Source organism: Actinomadura pelletieri DSM 43383 (genome assembly GCF_003634705.1).
In the GTDB taxonomy this organism is placed as follows: domain Bacteria; phylum Actinomycetota; class Actinomycetes; order Streptosporangiales; family Streptosporangiaceae; genus Spirillospora; species Spirillospora pelletieri.
Window position 1 is genome coordinate 767,798 of sequence record NZ_RBWU01000002.1, and the last position, 16,095, is coordinate 783,892.

The 16,095-nt window shown below is 69.9% G+C and carries 17 protein-coding genes; 13 read left to right on the forward strand and 4 right to left on the reverse strand.

Annotated elements, in window-relative coordinates:
• Nucleotide 1 precedes the first annotated feature (1 nt).
• The 12 genes from BZB76_RS10280 (at nucleotide 2) to BZB76_RS10335 (ending at nucleotide 9,964) form a co-directional block, all read left to right on the forward strand.
• A complete protein-coding gene (locus BZB76_RS10280; protein WP_117403801.1) occupies nucleotides 2-418 on the forward strand; it encodes a Cg1360 family ATP-synthase-associated protein in 417 nt (138 codons plus the stop codon).
• An 84-nt stretch (nucleotides 419-502) separates the two neighbouring features.
• Nucleotides 503-727 (forward strand): AtpZ/AtpI family protein, encoded by a 225-nt coding sequence (locus BZB76_RS10285; protein ID WP_121434046.1) that lies wholly within the window; start codon nucleotides 503-505, stop codon nucleotides 725-727.
• Nucleotides 728-800: 73 nt separating this feature from the next.
• Nucleotides 801-1,595 carry a F0F1 ATP synthase subunit A gene (gene atpB, locus BZB76_RS10290; protein WP_121434047.1) on the forward strand — a complete coding sequence of 265 codons (795 nt, stop codon included), beginning with the start codon at nucleotides 801-803 and terminating at the stop codon, nucleotides 1,593-1,595.
• Nucleotides 1,596-1,693: 98 nt separating this feature from the next.
• A complete protein-coding gene (gene atpE / locus BZB76_RS10295) occupies nucleotides 1,694-1,927 on the forward strand; it encodes an ATP synthase F0 subunit C (protein ID WP_211342930.1) in 234 nt (77 codons plus the stop codon).
• Between the two features lie 31 nt (nucleotides 1,928-1,958).
• Nucleotides 1,959-2,516: a F0F1 ATP synthase subunit B gene (locus BZB76_RS10300; RefSeq protein ID WP_121434049.1), complete on the forward strand. Its 558-nt coding sequence runs from the start codon at nucleotides 1,959-1,961 to the stop codon at nucleotides 2,514-2,516.
• A complete protein-coding gene (locus BZB76_RS10305; protein WP_121434050.1) occupies nucleotides 2,513-3,334 on the forward strand; it encodes a F0F1 ATP synthase subunit delta in 822 nt (273 codons plus the stop codon). Before BZB76_RS10300 ends, BZB76_RS10305 begins: the two co-directional genes overlap by 4 nt.
• Nucleotides 3,335-3,374: 40 nt before the next feature.
• Nucleotides 3,375-5,009 carry a F0F1 ATP synthase subunit alpha gene (gene atpA / locus BZB76_RS10310; RefSeq protein WP_121434051.1) on the forward strand — a complete coding sequence of 545 codons (1,635 nt, stop codon included), beginning with the start codon at nucleotides 3,375-3,377 and terminating at the stop codon, nucleotides 5,007-5,009.
• 5 nt (nucleotides 5,010-5,014) lie between these two features.
• A complete protein-coding gene (locus BZB76_RS10315) occupies nucleotides 5,015-5,911 on the forward strand; it encodes a F0F1 ATP synthase subunit gamma (RefSeq protein ID WP_121434052.1) in 897 nt (298 codons plus the stop codon).
• 2 nt (nucleotides 5,912-5,913) lie between these two features.
• A complete protein-coding gene (gene atpD, locus BZB76_RS10320) occupies nucleotides 5,914-7,344 on the forward strand; it encodes a F0F1 ATP synthase subunit beta (RefSeq protein WP_117403786.1) in 1,431 nt (476 codons plus the stop codon).
• A gap of 61 nt (nucleotides 7,345-7,405) precedes the next feature.
• Complete coding sequence (locus BZB76_RS10325) at nucleotides 7,406-7,792, forward strand: F0F1 ATP synthase subunit epsilon (RefSeq protein ID WP_121434053.1); 387 nt, start codon at nucleotides 7,406-7,408, stop codon at nucleotides 7,790-7,792.
• Nucleotides 7,793-7,814: 22 nt separating this feature from the next.
• Entirely contained in the window at nucleotides 7,815-8,279 is a 465-nt protein-coding gene (locus BZB76_RS10330) for a DUF2550 domain-containing protein (RefSeq protein ID WP_121434054.1), read from the forward strand.
• A 143-nt stretch (nucleotides 8,280-8,422) separates the two neighbouring features.
• Complete coding sequence (locus BZB76_RS10335) at nucleotides 8,423-9,964, forward strand: M28 family peptidase (protein WP_246006861.1); 1,542 nt, start codon at nucleotides 8,423-8,425, stop codon at nucleotides 9,962-9,964.
• Here BZB76_RS10335 and BZB76_RS10340 read toward each other — a convergent pair.
• Together BZB76_RS10340 and BZB76_RS10345 are read right to left on the reverse strand one after the other, a co-directional pair.
• On the reverse strand, nucleotides 9,961-10,890 hold the full coding sequence (locus BZB76_RS10340; protein WP_170180571.1) for a DUF4097 family beta strand repeat-containing protein: 930 nt from the start codon (nucleotides 10,888-10,890) through the stop codon (nucleotides 9,961-9,963). The genes BZB76_RS10335 and BZB76_RS10340 overlap by 4 nt on opposite strands.
• Before the next feature lie 117 nt (nucleotides 10,891-11,007).
• Nucleotides 11,008-11,634 carry a cob(I)yrinic acid a,c-diamide adenosyltransferase gene (locus BZB76_RS10345; RefSeq protein ID WP_121434617.1) on the reverse strand — a complete coding sequence of 209 codons (627 nt, stop codon included), beginning with the start codon at nucleotides 11,632-11,634 and terminating at the stop codon, nucleotides 11,008-11,010.
• 74 nt (nucleotides 11,635-11,708) lie between these two features.
• Between BZB76_RS10345 and BZB76_RS10350 the strand changes: the two genes are divergently transcribed.
• Entirely contained in the window at nucleotides 11,709-13,301 is a 1,593-nt protein-coding gene (locus BZB76_RS10350) for a GMC family oxidoreductase (protein WP_121434618.1), read from the forward strand.
• Between the two features lie 341 nt (nucleotides 13,302-13,642).
• Here the strand turns inward: BZB76_RS10350 and BZB76_RS10355 are convergent, their stop codons facing one another.
• Entirely contained in the window at nucleotides 13,643-15,142 is a 1,500-nt protein-coding gene (locus tag BZB76_RS10355; protein ID WP_121434056.1) for an aldehyde dehydrogenase family protein, read from the reverse strand.
• A gap of 72 nt (nucleotides 15,143-15,214) precedes the next feature.
• On the reverse strand, nucleotides 15,215-16,036 hold the full coding sequence (locus tag BZB76_RS10360) for an SDR family oxidoreductase (RefSeq protein WP_211342931.1): 822 nt from the start codon (nucleotides 16,034-16,036) through the stop codon (nucleotides 15,215-15,217).
• Between the last annotated feature and the right edge of the window lie 59 nt (nucleotides 16,037-16,095).

Here is a 16,095-nt window from a genome sequence, read left to right on the forward strand (position 1 = left end):
CATGCACACCTCCGACGCCCGGATGCTCCGCGGCGCCGCGATCCCGGCGGCGGCCGCCGGGGTGGGCGCCGTCCTCATCGGCCTGCTGACCGCGGGCGGCAAGGGCGCCCTCGCCGCGGCGCTGGCCTCCGTCGTGGTGATCGCGTTCTTCTCGATCAGCGCGCTGGTGGTCTCCTGGGCCGCCAAGATCTCCACCCAGACGATGATGCTGGCCGCGCTCGCGAGCTACGCGGTGAAGATCCTCGCGGTGATGGTCCTGGTCAGGGCCATGGACGAGGTCACGATCTGGAACACCACGGTCTTCGGCTGGACGGTCATCGCGCTCGCGCTGCTGTGGATCGCGGCCGAGTTCCGCATCGCCATGCAGCAGAAGCTGTACATCGACGAGCCCGAGAACGTCCTGGACCGGAGTCCGTGATGACTCCTCCACGGACGGTGCCGGTACCGCCGGACTACTCCAATATGACCACTGCCTGGATGGCCTGCTATCGTCCGGAGCGCGATGAGCGAGCAGAAGCGTCGGCCGGAGGACGGCCAACGGGAATTCGCCGATGCCGCCTGGTCCGTGCCCAGCTACCTTCTCTCCGGGATGATCATCTGGGGCGGTCTCGGGTGGCTGCTGGCCGAGTGGACCGGCCAGAGCTGGCTGATCCCCATCGGTGTGATCATCGGCGTCGGGCTCGCCATCTACCTGGTCTACGTGAAGTACGGTCGCCACTCCCTCTGAGCGGCCCCGCCGTCGAGGAAGCCGCCGAGGAAGCCTTCGTGAAACATCACCACATTGATGAAGGGAACGCCGCGTGAACGCGCAGACGGTTCTCGCCTCCTCCGGGGAAGAGTTCAAGGCCCCGGGGCCGGAGCTGTTCGAATTCCCGCCCCTGTTCGCCGGTGGCCCCGAGTGGCTGACCAAGCCGGTCGTCTTCGCGGTCTTCGGCTCGCTGGTCGTGGTCGTGTTCTTCTGGAGCGCGTTCGCCAACCCGAAGCTGGTGCCGCGGGGCGTCCAGAACATCGGCGAGGTCGGCTACATGTTCGTGCGCGACCAGATCGGCCGCCCCTTCCTCGGTAAGAACACCGACCAGTGGATGCCGCTGCTCATGTCGGTGTTCTTCCTGATCTGGGTCTGGAACATCTTCGCGGTCGTCCCGATCATCCAGTTCCCGATCGCCTCGCACATCGCGTTCCCGGCGGTGCTGGCGGCGTCCATCTACATCATCAAGATCTACCTGGGCATCAAGCACCAGGGTCCGGTGAAGTACTTCACCAACATGATCCCCCCGGGCCTGCCGTTGCCCGTGTACTTCCTGCTGGTGCCGATCGAGTACCTCTCGACCTTCATCCTGGCGCCGTTCACGCACGCGGTCCGGCTCTTCGCCAACATGTTCGCCGGACACACGATCCTGGCGTTCTTCAGCCTCGTCGGCTTCTGGTTCCTGTTCGAGAAGCCCACGGTGGCCGGGTTCAGCGTCGGCATCATCGGCGTGCTCGTCACGATCGTCATGACCGCGTTCGAGCTGCTGATCCAGTTCCTGCAGGCGTTCCTGTTCACGATGCTCGCCGCCATGTACATCCAGAGCGGTCTGCACGCGGAACACTAAGCCCGCGGCGGCGCCTCGGTGATCCGCCCGCGTCGAACCATCTCGTCAGCCGAGACCGGCGAACACACTCGCCGGCCGACAGTAAAGGAATGAAAGCAATGGGAGTCCTCGCCGCCGAGCTCAGCGGTAACGTCACCTCGATCGGCTACGGCCTCGCGGCCATCGGCCCGGGTATCGGCGTCGGCATCATCTTCGGCCAGGGCGTGAACGCCATCGCCCGCCAGCCCGAGCTGACCGGCGTGATCCGCACCAACATGATGCTGGGCTTCGTCCTCACCGAGGCGCTGGCCCTGATCGGTCTGGTCGCGCCGTTCATCTTCCAGGGCATCTGACCCGGATCCCATCTGAGGAAGGGCTGCAGACATGATCCAAGCAGCGTCCGTCCTTGCGGCGGAAGAGAACAACCCTCTCGTTCCGCATGCGTTCGAGCTCGTCGTCGGCATCTTCTCGTTCGCCGTCGTCGTCATCTTCCTCGGCAAGGTCCTCACCCCGCGTATCCAGAAGACGCTGGAGGAGCGCACCGAGGCGATCGAGGGCGGTCTCCAACGGGCCGAGCAGGCGCAGCAAGAGGCCCAGCAGGTACTCGACGAGTACAAGGCCCAGCAGAAGGCGGCCGCGCTCGAGGCGTCCAACGAGCGGCGCAAGGCCGAGGAGCAGGGCGCGCAGATCATCGCCCAGGCCAAGGAGCAGGCTCAGGTCGAGGCGCGCCGGATCGTCGAGAACGCCAAGGCGCAGATCGAGGCGGAGCGGCAGCAGGCGTTGCAGTCGCTGCGCGCCGAGATCGGTGCCCTGTCGGTCGAGCTGGCCGGACGTGTCGTGGGCGAGTCCCTTGAGGACAGCGCGCGGCAGAGCCGGGTCGTCGACCGGTTCCTCGAGGAGCTTGAGGAGCGCGCTCGCACGCAGGAGCAGATCACATCATGACCATCACGGGAGCGGTGAGCAGGGCGTCGCTGGCCGAGGCCAGGGAGCGGTTCGAGGCGGTCGTGCCGTCGGCCGACCTGGCGCGGCTGGGCGGCGACCTGTTCTCGGTGCTGCACCTGTTCGACAACGAGCACGGCCTGCGCCGGGCGGTCTCCGACCCGGCGCGGGACGGTGCCGACAAGGCGCAGCTCGTCCAGATCCTGCTGGAGGGCAAGGTGTCGTCGGCCGCTCTCGGGCTGGTCGCCGATGTCGTCCGGCTGCGCTGGTCGAAGCCGTCGGAACTCGCCGACGCGTTGGAGACCCTCGCGGTGACCGCCGAGGCCGCACGCGCCGAGGCGGACGGCAGGATCGACGACCTGGAGGACGAGCTGTTCCGGTTCTCCCGGGTCGTCGAGGGCGAGGCCGAACTGCGCGGCGCGCTCGCCGGTCCCGGCCTGCCGGACGAGCGCAGGCTCGGCCTGGTCGAGGCGCTGCTGGACGGCAAGGTCACGGCGTCGACGCTGACGCTCGTCACCGAACTGGTGCTGCGCCCGCGAGGACGTAGCCTGGAAGGCGGGCTGGCCGAATACGGCAGGATCGTCGCCCAGCGGAGGCAGCGGCTGGTCGCGCTCGTGCGCACCCCCGCCGAACTGCCGGAGGCCCAGCGCACGCGGCTCGCGGCGGTGCTCGCCGCCGCCTACGGCCACGAGGTACACCTGAACATCGAGATCGACCCCACGGTGATCGGCGGACTGTCGATCCAGCTCGGGGACGAGATCATCGACGGCACGATCGCCGGACGGCTGGACGACGTCCGTCGGCGGCTCGGCACCGGCTGAGGCCGGCAGAGCGGACTTCTGAGGGAGCAAGAGAGGAATCATGGCGGAGCTGACGATCCGTCCGGATGAGATCCGGAACGCGCTGGAGCGCTTCGTCCAGTCGTACGAGCCCGACGCCGCCGCGCGCGAGGAGGTCGGCACCGTCGTCGATTCCGGCGACGGCATCGCCCACATCGAGGGGCTGCCGTCCGCGATGGCGAACGAACTCATCGAGTTCGAGGACGGTACCCGGGGTCTGGCTCTGAACCTGGACGTGCGCGAGATCGGTACCGTTGTCCTGGGTGACTTCAGCAAGATCGAGGAGGGCCAGAAGGCCCGGCGGACCGGCGAGGTCCTGTCGGTGCCCGTCGGCGACGCCTTCCTCGGTCGCGTCGTGGACGCGCTGGGCAACCCGCTGGACGGCAAGGGCCCGATCGAGTCCACCGAGCGCCGCGCGCTCGAACTGCAGGCCCCGACCGTCGTGCAGCGCCAGTCGGTGAGCGAGCCGCTCCAGACCGGCATCAAGGCCATCGACGCGATGACCCCCATCGGCCGCGGCCAGCGGCAGTTGATCATCGGTGACCGGCAGACGGGCAAGACGACCGTCTGCGTGGACACCATCATCAACCAGAAGGAGAACTGGGAGTCCGGCGACGAGAGCAAGCAGGTCCGCTGCATCTACGTCGCGGTCGGCCAGAAGGGCTCCACGATCGCGAACGTGCGCCGCTCCCTGGAGGAGGCCGGCGCGCTGGAGTACACGACGATCGTGGCGGCGCCCGCGTCCGAGCCGGCGGGCTTCAAGTACATCGCCCCCTACACCGGGTCCGCGATCGGGCAGCACTGGATGTACCAGGGCAAGCACGTCCTGATCATCTTCGACGACCTGTCGAAGCAGGCGGAGGCCTACCGCGCGGTGTCGCTGCTGCTGCGCCGCCCGCCGGGCCGCGAGGCCTACCCCGGTGACGTGTTCTACCTGCACTCCCGGCTGCTGGAGCGCTGTGCGAAGCTGTCGGACGACATGGGCGGCGGCTCGATGACGGGTCTGCCGATCATCGAGACCAAGGGCAACGACGTGTCGGCCTACATCCCGACGAACGTCATCTCCATCACCGACGGGCAGTGCTTCCTGGAGACCGACCTGTTCAACCAGGGCGTCCGGCCGGCGATCAACGTCGGTATCTCGGTGTCCCGGGTCGGTGGCGACGCGCAGATCAAGGCGATGAAGCAGGTCGCCGGTACGCTGCGCCTCGCGCTGTCGCAGTTCCGTGACCTGGAGGCGTTCGCCGCGTTCGCGTCCGACCTGGACGCGGCGTCCCGCGCGCAGCTCGACCGCGGTTCGCGGCTGGTGGAGCTGCTGAAGCAGCCCCAGGGGTCGCCGTTCCCGGCCGAGCAGGAGGTCGTGTCGGTGTGGGCGGGCACGTCCGGTGAGCTGGACGACGTGCCGGTCGAGGACATCCGCCGGTTCGAGCGCGAGTTCCTCGACTTCGTGGAGCGCGAGCACGGCGGCGTCCTGACCACGATCCGCGAGACGGGCAAGCTGTCCGACGACGAGCTCACCCACCTCAAGAACGCCATCACGGAGTTCAAGAAGGGCTTCCAGACCAGCGAGGGTGAGATCCTCGCGGAGGAGCCGGTGGAGCCGATCGACAAGAAGGCCGTGGGTCAGGAGACGATCACCCGCGTCAAGAAGGACTGACGGCGATGGCCGCACAGCTTCGCCAACTCCGGCAGCAGATCAAGTCGGTCAAGTCGACCGCCAAGATCACGCGTGCCCAGGAGATGATCGCCACGTCGCGGATCGTCAAGGCCCAGCAGGCGGTGACGGCCTCCAAGCCCTACGCCGACCAGATCACCCAGGCCCTGACCGCGCTGGTGAGCCATCATGTCGGGATCGACCATCCGCTCCTCCAGGAGCAGCCGACCGACCGGCGCAGCGCCGTCCTGGTCATCACCAGTGACCGCGGGTTCTGCGGCGCCTACAACGCCAACGTGATCCGCGAGTCCGAGGCGCTGATGAGGCGGCTGCGGGACGAGGGCCGCGAGCCGATCCCGTACGTGATCGGCAACAAGGGGATCACCTGGTACCGCTTCCGGGGCCGGGAGGTCGCCGAGACGTGGCACGGGTTCAGCGACCGGCCCGACTTCGCGAACGCGGAGCGGATCGGGCGACGGCTCACCGAGGACTTCCTGAAGACCGACGCGGAGGGCGGGGTCGGTGAGATCCATGTGGTCTACACCGAGTTCGTCTCGATGCTGACGCAGGCCGTCCAGGTCAAGCGGCTGCTGCCGCTGGAGATCGAGGAGACCGAGTCCGGGAAGGTCCCCCCGGCCTACGAGTTCGAGCCGTCCGCGTCGGCGGCGCTCGACCTGCTGCTGCCGAACTACGTCGAGAGCCGCATCTTCCACATGCTGCTCCAGTCGGCGGCGTCGTTCCAGGCGTCCGTCCGGCGGGCGATGAAGTCGGCGACCGACAATGCCAACGAACTGCTCGGGGTCTACACGCGCCAGATGAACCAGGCGCGGCAGGCCGCGATCACCCAGGAAATCAGCGAGATCGTCGGTGGCGCTGACGCGCTCGCCGAGTCTGGCGGGGAGTGATAATGACTGCTCAGGTAGAGACGGCGACCGCGACCGGGCGCGTCGCCCGTGTCATCGGCCCGGTCGTCGACGTGGAGTTCCCCGCCGACGCCATTCCGGAGATCTACAACGCGCTGCACGTGCAGGTCACGTTGGGCGGCGAGGAGAAGACCCTGACGTTCGAGGTCGCGCAGCACCTCGGCGACAACATGATCAGGGCCATCTCGATGCAGCCGACCGACGGCCTGGTCCGCGGCGCCCCGGTGGTCGACACCGGTTCGTCCATCACGGTCCCGGTCGGTGACATCACCAAGGGCCACGTGTGGAACACCCTCGGCGACGCGCTGGACGTTCCGACGGCCAGCCTGGAGGTCACCGAGCGCTGGGGCATCCACCGCGGCGCCCCGCCGTTCGACCAGCTGGAGTCCAAGACCGAGATGCTGGAGACCGGCATCAAGGTCATCGACCTGCTGGCCCCCTACGTCAAGGGCGGCAAGATCGGTCTGTTCGGCGGCGCGGGCGTCGGCAAGACCGTGCTGATCCAGGAGATGATCCGCCGGGTCGCGCTGAACTTCGGTGGCACCTCGGTGTTCGCCGGTGTCGGCGAGCGCACCCGTGAGGGCAACGACCTCTGGGTCGAGATGGACGAGATGGACGTCCTCAAGGACACCGCCATGGTGTTCGGGCAGATGGACGAGCCGCCGGGCACCCGTCTGCGGGTCGCGCTGTCCGGGCTGACGATGGCGGAGTACTTCCGCGACGTCCAGAACCAGGACGTGCTGCTGTTCATCGACAACATCTTCCGGTTCACGCAGGCGGGCTCGGAGGTGTCGACGCTGCTCGGCCGGATGCCGTCCGCGGTGGGCTACCAGCCGACGCTGGCGGACGAGATGGGCGTGCTGCAGGAGCGGATCACCTCGACGCGCGGTAACTCGATCACCTCGATGCAGGCGATCTACGTGCCCGCCGACGACATCACCGACCCGGCGCCGCACACCACGTTCGCGCACCTGGACGCCACCACGACCCTGTCGCGGAGCATCTCGGAGAAGGGCATCTTCCCGGCCGTGGACCCGCTGGACTCCACGTCCCGGATCATGGACCCGCAGATCCTCGGCAACGAGCACTACCAGGTGGCGCAGGAGGTCAAGCGGATCCTGCAGAAGTACAAGGAACTGCAGGACATCATCGCGATCCTCGGTATCGACGAGCTGTCGGAAGAGGACAAGGTCACCGTCCAGCGGGCGCGGCGCATCGAGCGTTTCCTGTCGCACCCGATGTACGTGGCGGAGAAGTTCACCGGTATCGCCGGTGTGACGCTGTCCAAGGACGACACCGTCGCCTCCTTCAAGGCGATCGCCGAAGGCAAGTACGACCACCTGCCCGAGCAGGCGTTCTTCATGTGCGGCGGCATCGAGGACGCCGAGAAGAAGGCCCGCGAGCTGGAGAAGTGATCCGCTCCGGAGGGGCCGCCCGGGTTCGGGTGGCCCCTCCGGATTCGAGGAGGAAGCAGACGTGGCAAACCTGAGAGTCGGGCTGGTCTCGCCGGAGCGCGAGATCTGGTCCGGCGAGGCCAAGATGGTGGTCGCCCAGACCGTCGAGGGCTCGCTCGGCATCCTGCCGGGCCACGCCCCGGTGCTGGGCGTCCTCCTCGACGGCAGTGTGGTGAAGATCGAGCCGGCGGACGGCGGTGAGCCGATCCGCGCGATGGTCGGCAGCGGCTTCTTCTCCGTCGCCGCCGACGAGGTGTCGGTGCTGGCCGAGCAGGCGGAACTGGGCAAGGACATCGACGTCCAGGACGCCCGGCAGGCGTTGGAGAACGCGCTCGCGGCCGAGAACGACGACGCGACGCCGGAGCGGCGGGCCCGGGCACGGCTGCGCGCGGCGGGCATCGAAGCCTGAGGCTTCGGCGGACGGCGGGAGATTGGGCGAGCACCTGGCGGTGGACGCGGGCGGGGTGCTCGCCGCGGTCGTCCTGCTCGCGGTACTGCTGTACGTGGGAATGGTGGTGCGGCGCCGGCTGTTCGCCCGCGGCGGCGGCACCGTGGAGTGCAGTCTGCGTGAGCTGCCCCGGGACGCGGAGGTCCCGGGTGCGTGGCGTCTCGGCTTCGGCCGTTACAAGGGCGATGTGCTGCAGTGGCATCGTGTCTTCGGTTTCCGGACCAGGCCCCGGCAGGTGATTCACCGCCGGGGCCTTGTCGTGGCCAACCGGCGCGGCCCAGGCCCGGAGGAGGCGGAGAGCCTGCCCCCGGACGTGACGATCATCGAGGTCAGGGACGGTGACCTGACGGTGGAGCTGGCGATGGGCGCGGAGGCGCTCACGGGTTTCCTCGCCTGGTTGGAGGCGGCGCCACCGGGGTTCCCGGTCGACCTGCATCCCCCGGAGTGAGGCTGGCGAGGTTCGACGGGAAGACGGTCGGCGGGCGGTAAGGCTTCGGTATTGGGTCGGTGCCGTGACGGCGTGCCGATCATGGCGGGTCGGGCTGTGCGGCGAGGATCGCTGCTGGTCCGTCTCCGTCCACGGGAGTCCCTGTGCGCAAGCTGCTCATCGGCGCCGCCGTGGCGCTGCCCGCCGCCTGCCTGCCCGCCGCCTTCCTGTCCGTTCCGGTCCTGTCGGGGGTGCCGACCTCGGCGGGCACGAGCGTCGAGGCACGTCCCGATCTCGCCGCGCTCGTCCGGGCGAAGGACGTCGAGGCGCACCTCAGGGCGTTCCAGGAGATCGCCGACTACAACGGCGGGAACCGCGCGTCGGGCGGCGCCGGATACGACGTGTCGGTGAAGTACGTGGTGGGGCGGTTGCGGAAGGCGGGTTTCACCCCGCGGATCCAGAGGTTCACGCACCCGTACTGGCGGGAGCGGTCGGACGCGGTGCTGGCCCGGACGGAGCCGTCGAAGGCGACCTACCAGGAGGGCCGGGACTTCCGCACGTTCGCGTACTCGGGTTCCGGTGATGTGACCGCGCGGGTGACCGCCGTCGACCTGCCGTCCAAGGGCGACGGGACGAGCGGCTGCGAGAAACGCGACTTCGCCGACTTTCCGAAGGGCTCGATCGCGCTCCTCCAACGCGGGTCCTGCACGTTCGAGGCGAAGGCCGCCAAGGCGAAGGACGCGGGCGCGTCCGCCGTCGTGATCTACAACGGGCCCGGGGAGAGGGGGCCGGTGAACGGCACCCTGAGCGCGCCGTCGACGCTTCCGGTGGTCGGGCCGTCCCACAAGGTCGGCGCCGCGTTGGCGAAGGCGGCGGACAAGGGCGGGCTCCACCTGCGGGTGCGGACCGACACCGTGCACGGCAAGCGGCGCACCGCCAATGTCATCGCCGACACCGAGCAGGGACGCGGCGACAACGTCGTGCTGGTCGGCGCGCATCTCGACAGCGTTCCCGCGGGCCCGGGGATCAACGACAACGGCACCGGCGCGGCCGCCCTCCTCGCCATCGCCGCGAAGATCAGGGAGCTGGGCGAGGACGGTCTGCGCAACCGGGTCAGGTTCGCGTGGTGGGGCGCCGAGGAGGAGGGGCTACGGGGCTCCACGCACTACGTGAAGTCGCTGTCGCCGTCCGACCGGAAGTCGATCGCGCTGGCCCTGAACTTCGACATGCTCGGCTCGGTCAACGGCACCCGTGGCGTGTACGACGGGGATCACTCCGTCCGCGCCGGGGTGCGGGCGCCCGCCGGTTCCGGCGCGATCGAGAAGATGTTCCGGGACTACTTCGAGCGCCGCCACCTGCCGACCACCGAGCACGTGTTCGACGGCCGTTCCGACTACGGCCAGTTCGTCGAGGCCGGCATCCCGGCCGGGGGAATGGCGACCGGGGCCGAAGGCGTGAAGACGGCCGAGGAGGCCAAGGCGTTCGGCGGCAGCGCCGGTAAGCCGTACGACCCGTGCTACCACAAGAAGTGCGACCGGCTGAAGAACGTGAACCTCAAGCTCCTCGACTCCAATGTCGACGGAATCGCGCACGTCACGCAGCATCTGGCCAGGACGACCGTCGCGGTCAACGGCGGTGCCCGCCTGAGGGTCGGCGACGGCCCGTCCGATGCCCCCGTCCGGCGGGGGTCTCGCCAGGTCCGTTAGGCGGGCAGGACGGCGACGTCGCCGTTGGCGCTGCGCACGTGGATGCTACGGCCTGACGTCGAGTCCTGGCGGAAGGCCGAGTCGATCTGTTCGCCGCCGTTGATGCTGGACGCGCTGATGGCGTAGCTCTGGCCGGTCGGGACGCGGACCTGGACCGTGCCGTTGGCACTGGTCGCGCGGACGCCCGACGGCGGTGTGGTGAGCCGCAGGTCGACGCTGCCGTTGTCGGTCTTGGCGGTGAGCCTGTCGGAAGTCAGACCGCCCGCCTCGATCGACCCGTTGGCGGTGCTGACGTCGGCGACGGTGGCGCGTCCGCCGAAATCGATGTCGCCGTCCCTGGTCCGGGCGGTCAGCCTGTCGGTGGTGAGGCCGGTGGCGGAGATGGCGCCGTTGTCGCTGTACAGGTCGGCGATCTTGGCATGGCCGGAGGCGTGGATCGCGCCGTCGTTGGTGCTGAGCGACACCGACGTGGCGCGCAGGTCGGTGACGCGCAGCGCGCCGTTGTCGCTGTGCAGCTTCACGGTTCCGCCGAGGCCGGACGCGGTGATCGACCCGTCCTCGGTGTCGACCTCCACCGGCGTCGCCTTCGGCACCTGGACGCGGTAGGAGACACCGCACTGGGTGACCCCGATCGTGGCCCTGGCGCACTGGTTCGACAGCGTCACCGTGTCGCCCTTGGTGACGTGTCGCAGCGTCGGCTTGTTCTTGTCGTTCGACCAGCGCAGCCGTTCCCGCACCTTGATACCGGGAGAGTCGGACGTCGTGATCTGCACATCGCCCCCGCCCCTGATCTTCAGGGTGGTGACGTTCGCGGGCGCGGAGTAGGTGCGGTCCTCGTGATGCGTCCCGAAGCTCAGGTTGCCGCAGCCGGTCAGCGTCGCGGCGGCGGCCGCCGTCAGCGCGGCCGTGATCGTCAGGGTCCTCACGTGGTCACTCCTGTGGTCGCTTTTCCACCCGTAGGAACCAGACTGCTCAATACGGGACGCCGTCACCAGGAGGGGAACCGGTCTTCGGGGGGTGGGGCTAACCCCACCCCCCGACGGTCAGCGTTCCCCGCCGGGCTTCCACAGAACATCGCCGTGCCCGGCGTTGGCGAGGCGGCACAGGATGAACAGCAGGTCGGACAGCCGGTTCAGGTAGCGGGCCGTCAGCGGGTTCACCCCGCCCACCGCCGCGTCCGGGTCGCCGTCGGCGGCGGCGCCGTGCGCCTCGATCGCCGCCCACGCGGACCGTTCGGCCCGCCGGGACACCGTCCGCGCGACGTGCAGCAGCGCCGCGCCCGGGGTTCCGCCGGGAAGGACGAAGCTCCGCAGCGGCGCCAGTGACTCGTTCTGCTCGTCGCAGTCCGCCTCCAGCCGGTCGATGTACGGCTGGTCGATGCGCAGCGGCGGGTACTCCGGGTCGGGCACGACCGGCGCGCACAGGTCGGCGCCCACGTCGAACAGTTCGTTCTGGACGCGGGCCAGCAGCGCGACGACGTTCTCCGGCAGGGACCCGAGCGCGATGGCGGCGCCGATCGCGGCGTTGGCCTCCTCCACGTCGGCGTAGGCGGCGAGCCGCGGATCGGTTTTACGGGTCCGGGACGCGTCGCCCAGCGCGGTCGTGCCCTCATCACCCGTCCTGGTGTAGATCCGCGAAAGGACGACGGGGTTCTCCCTGTTCTTCGCCATGGCGATCACCCTAGCCGCGGCCGCGGTCAGAAGCCCGTTCGGTAGGGTTTCGGGAAATGACCCGGAGGACCGCCGTGTACGACTACATCATCGTGGGTGCGGGCAGCGCGGGATGTGTTCTCGCCGCCAGGCTGACCGAGGACCCCTCCACCACGGTCCTGCTGCTGGAGGCGGGCCCGCCCGACGACGCGCCCGAGATCCACATTCCGGCCGCCGTCGGCTCGATGATGAAGGGCCCCTACGACTGGGACTACGCCACGGTTCCGCAGGAGCACGCCGCGGGACGTTCGGTGTACTGGCCGCGGGGCCGCACGGTCGGGGGGAGTTCGTCCACCAACGCGATGGTCTACGTGCGCGGGGCCCGGCACGACTTCGACACCTGGCGCGACGTGTACGGCTGTGACGGTTGGGCCTACGAAGACCTGCTGCCCTACTTCTGCCGCGCCGAGGACCAGCAGCGCGGCGAGCTTCCGTACCACGGCGTCGGCGGCCCCCTCCGCGTCGAGGACCTGCGCTACAAGCACGCCCTGACCCGCGCGTGGGTGCAGTCGGCCAAGGCGTACGGCCTCGCCGCGAACCCCGACTTCAACGGCGCCGACCAGGACGGCGTCGGCTTCTACCAGGTGACGCAGAAACGCGGCCGTCGCTGGTCGGCCGCCGACGCCTACCTCCACCCGGTCGCGGACCGTCCGAACCTCACGGTCGTCACCGACGCGCTGGTCACCCGGGTCCTGGTCGAGGACGGTCGCGCGACCGGCGTCCGGTACGAGGCGCGCGGCGAGACCCTGTCGGCCCGCGCCGGCGCCGAGGTCGTCCTGTCGGGCGGGGCGGTGAACAGTCCGCAGCTCCTCATGCTGTCGGGCATCGGCCCCGCCGACCATCTCCGCTCCCTCGGCATCGACGTCCTCGTCGACTCCCCGGTCGGGCAGGGCCTCCAGGACCACCCGTTCGTGAACGTCATGTTCGCGACGCCCCGGTCCAAGCCCCTGTGGGAGCTGGCGAACGCCCGTGCCCTCGCCCTCTACCAGGCGGTCGGGCGCGGCCCTTACGCGTCCAATGTCGCCGAGGCGGGCGGGTTCGTCCGGACGGTCGAGGGCCTGCCCGCGCCTGACCTGCAGTACCACGTGATGCCCTCGCCCTACGTCGACCAGGGCCTCACCGAGACGTCGGAGCGCCTGTTCTCCGTTCTGGTCACGGCGGTGGCGATCGAGAGCCGGGGCGCGCTCACCCTCCGTTCCACCAGCCCGCACGCCAAACCGCTGATCGATCCGGCCTACCTCGCCGCCAAGTCCGACCTGGACATCCTGGTCGCCGGGGTCCGCCAGGCCCGCGAGATCGCCGCGACCGGCCCGCTGGCGTCCCTGACCGGCGGTGAGTGGGCCCCCGGCGAGCAGGTCGACACCGACGAGGCCCTCGTCGACTTCGTCCGCCGGGAATGCGCGACCCTGTTCCATCCCACGAGCACCTGCGCGATGGGCGCGGACGGCGCGGTCTGCGATCCCGAACTCCGCGTCCGCGGTGTCGAGGGGCTGCGCGTGGTGGACGCGTCCGTCATGCCCGCCGTCCCGCGCGGCAACACCAACGCCGCCACCATCGCCCTGGCCGAACGCGCCGCCGACCTCATCCGCGGCCACACGCCCCTCAAGCCCGCCACCGCCCGGACCTGACCTCCGGCCCGGGGGTCGCCGCGCACGAAAAGCGCCCCCGTCCGTTCGGACGGGGGCGCGGGACCGCTTGGACAGGCCGGGGGCGTCACCGCTTGAGGGCCTTCGCGGCGCGGACGCGGCGGGCCTTCTTGGCCTCCTTCCGCAGCGCGCTGACGCGGTCGTTGATGATGACGTTGCTGAAGTCCGGACGCATCATGTCGCTCTCCTTGTCTCCGCCGGGCCCTCTCGGCCCGACATGTACAAGGTTCGTCCTAAGGCGCCACCCCTCACATCGGTACGACGCCTTATCTAGGCCGCCGCGGAGCGCCTTAGTGGCTCAGCGGGGCCTCATGCGGCGCGGCTCAGCGCTTGTAGCGGCGGGCGTGCAGCATGTTGACCAGGCCGAGGACGCGGGCCATGTCCCTGTCGGTCCGGGTGAACGACGCCAGGTTCATGGCCGCGAAACGCTGCCGGGTGATGGCCTTCGGGCGGGAGAACTCGCGCAGGCCGTCCGGGCCGTGGACGCGCCCGAACCCGGAGTCGCCGACACCACCGAACGGCAGCGCCGGGATCTGCGCGTACGAGCCGAACGCGTTGATCGACGCCATGCCGGTGCGCATCCGGCGGGCGGCGTCCATGGCGCGGGACCGGTCGCCGGAGAAGACCGCCCCGGCGAGGCCGTAGCCGGTCGCGTTGGCCTTCTCGACGGCCTCGTCGAGGTCCCCGACCCGGTGCACGGTGATCGTCGGGCCGAAGGTCTCCTCGCGGACGGCGGACGAGTCGTCCGGCACGTCCGCCAGCACGACCGGCTCCACATACGGCCTGCGCACGGACTCGGCGCCGCCCACGACCGCCGTCGCGCCCCTGGCGAGGGCGTCCTTGATGTGGCGTTCGATGACGTCGAGCTGTTCGGGCATCGTGATCGGGCCGTAGGCGGCCTCGCGGTCGAAGCCGGGCCGCAGCTCGCGGGCCCTGGCGGTGAGCGCGTCGAGGAACGCGTCGTAGACCTCGTCGACGACGTAGATCCGTTCGATGGCGATACAGGTCTGGCCCGCGTTGGCCATGGCGCCCCACAGGGCGGCGTCGGCGGCGGCGTCGAGGTCGGCGCCCGCGTCCACGACACAGGCGTCCTTGCCGCCGCACTCGGCGATGATCGGGGTGAGGTTCTCGGCGCAGGCGGCCATGACGCGCCTGGCGATCCGGGCCGAGCCGGTGAAGGCGACCTTGTCGACGCCGGGGGAGGAGGCGAGCGCCGCGCCGGTCTCCCCGAGCCCGGTGACCGTCTGCAGGACGGGATGTTCGGGGACGACCGCCGCGACCAGCTCAGCCAGGAACACCCCGACGCCCGGGGTGAACTCCGACGGTTTGAACACCACGGTGTTCCCGGCCGCCAGCGCGTAGGCGATCGAGCCCATCGGGGTGACGATCGGGTAGTTCCACGGGCCGATCACACCGACGACGCCGAGCGGCTGGTACTCCAGCACGCACTTGTGGTTGATCGCCATCAGCCCGGGATAGACCGTGCGCGGCCCGAGGACCTTGTGCGCGTTGCGGGCGGCCCAGTCGACATGCGTGATCGCGATGATCGTTTCAAGCTGGGCGTCCTGGAGCGGTTTGCCGGTCTCCTGGTGGATCAGCTCGGCCATCCGGTTGAGGTTCCGGGCCAGCGAGCCCTTGACGTTCAGCAGCCGGAGCCTGCGTTCCTTCCAGCCGAGCGCGCTCCACCAACCGGCCGCCTCCCGGGCGCGTTCGACGGCCGCGGCCACGGCGCCGGCGTCCCGGACGGGATGTTCGGCGACGACCTCGCCGGTGGCCGGGTTCAGGGACGCGAACGTCTCGGCGCTCTCCGTGGCCACGGACATCAGGAACCTCCCGGGAGGGCGAAGGGTACTCGCTGGTAATCCACTGTATGCCCCGGGCCCCGGCGGGCCGGATCAGCGGAAGTCGGCGGCGTGGTCGACGGCCCAGGAGGCGAAGGTACGCGCCGGACGGCCGGTGATGCGCTCGACCTCCGGAGACGGTTCCGGTGGGTGGTCGACCGACCAGGCCCGCAGCTTGAGCAGGGCGTCCACCACGCCCGGACGCATGTGCGGGTGGGCGAGCATCTCCGTTCGCGCCTCGTCCGGCGTGATCTCCTCGAAGCACGTCGGGCGGCCGATCGCCTCGCCGACGAGCCGGACCTTCTCCGGGACGGTGATCGACTCGGGGCCGCTGAGCACGGGTCGGGTGCCGACGAGGTCGTCGGTGAGCAGGGCACGGGCGACCACGGCGGCGATGTCGCGCTCGTGGATCGGCGTGGTGCGCGCGGCGGCGTACGGTCCGCGCACGGCGGCACCGGCGCGGATCGTCTGCCGCCAGGCCAGGGCGTTGGACGCGAACTCGCCGGGGCGCGCGAACGTCCACTCCATCCCGGAGTCCTCGATCGCGCGCTCGATCGCCAGATGGTGCACGGCGATCTCGTTGGACGGGTCGGGGTCGACGGCGGCCGACGTCGACAGCATGACGACACGCCGGACGCCGTGCTCGACCGCGCGGGCCAGCAGGTCGTCCACGCCGCCCCAGAACACGGCCGGGTTGAGGAAGATCGCGGTGATGCCGTCCAGGGGCGACTCGTCGGTGCGAGCCACCTCCGCGCCGCCCGGCAGCCGCGCCGTGGCGGGATCGCGGGTGAGGGCTCGGACCTTCGCGCCCGCGCGGAGCAGTTCGTCCACGACAGGGCGGCCGACGTTTCCGGTGGCTCCGGTGACAAGGATCATGCGACCCATCGTCAACCGATTGGTTGAAGATGTCAAACAGTCGGATGGATGAGCTGGTC

Coding starts and splice junctions, on each gene's coding strand:
- BZB76_RS10280 (WP_117403801.1), top strand. CDS start 2: ATGCACACCTCCGACGCCCGGATGCTCCGCGGCGCCGCGATCCCGGCG.
- BZB76_RS10285 (WP_121434046.1), top strand. CDS start 503: ATGAGCGAGCAGAAGCGTCGGCCGGAGGACGGCCAACGGGAATTCGCC.
- atpE (WP_211342930.1), top strand. CDS start 1,694: ATGGGAGTCCTCGCCGCCGAGCTCAGCGGTAACGTCACCTCGATCGGC.
- BZB76_RS10300 (WP_121434049.1), top strand. CDS start 1,959: ATGATCCAAGCAGCGTCCGTCCTTGCGGCGGAAGAGAACAACCCTCTC.
- BZB76_RS10305 (WP_121434050.1), top strand. CDS start 2,513: ATGACCATCACGGGAGCGGTGAGCAGGGCGTCGCTGGCCGAGGCCAGG.
- atpA (WP_121434051.1), top strand. CDS start 3,375: ATGGCGGAGCTGACGATCCGTCCGGATGAGATCCGGAACGCGCTGGAG.
- BZB76_RS10315 (WP_121434052.1), top strand. CDS start 5,015: ATGGCCGCACAGCTTCGCCAACTCCGGCAGCAGATCAAGTCGGTCAAG.
- atpD (WP_117403786.1), top strand. CDS start 5,914: ATGACTGCTCAGGTAGAGACGGCGACCGCGACCGGGCGCGTCGCCCGT.
- BZB76_RS10345 (WP_121434617.1), bottom strand. CDS start 11,634: ATGGCGAAGAACAGGGAGAACCCCGTCGTCCTTTCGCGGATCTACACC.
- BZB76_RS10355 (WP_121434056.1), bottom strand. CDS start 15,142: ATGTCCGTGGCCACGGAGAGCGCCGAGACGTTCGCGTCCCTGAACCCG.
- BZB76_RS10360 (WP_211342931.1), bottom strand. CDS start 16,036: ATGATCCTTGTCACCGGAGCCACCGGAAACGTCGGCCGCCCTGTCGTG.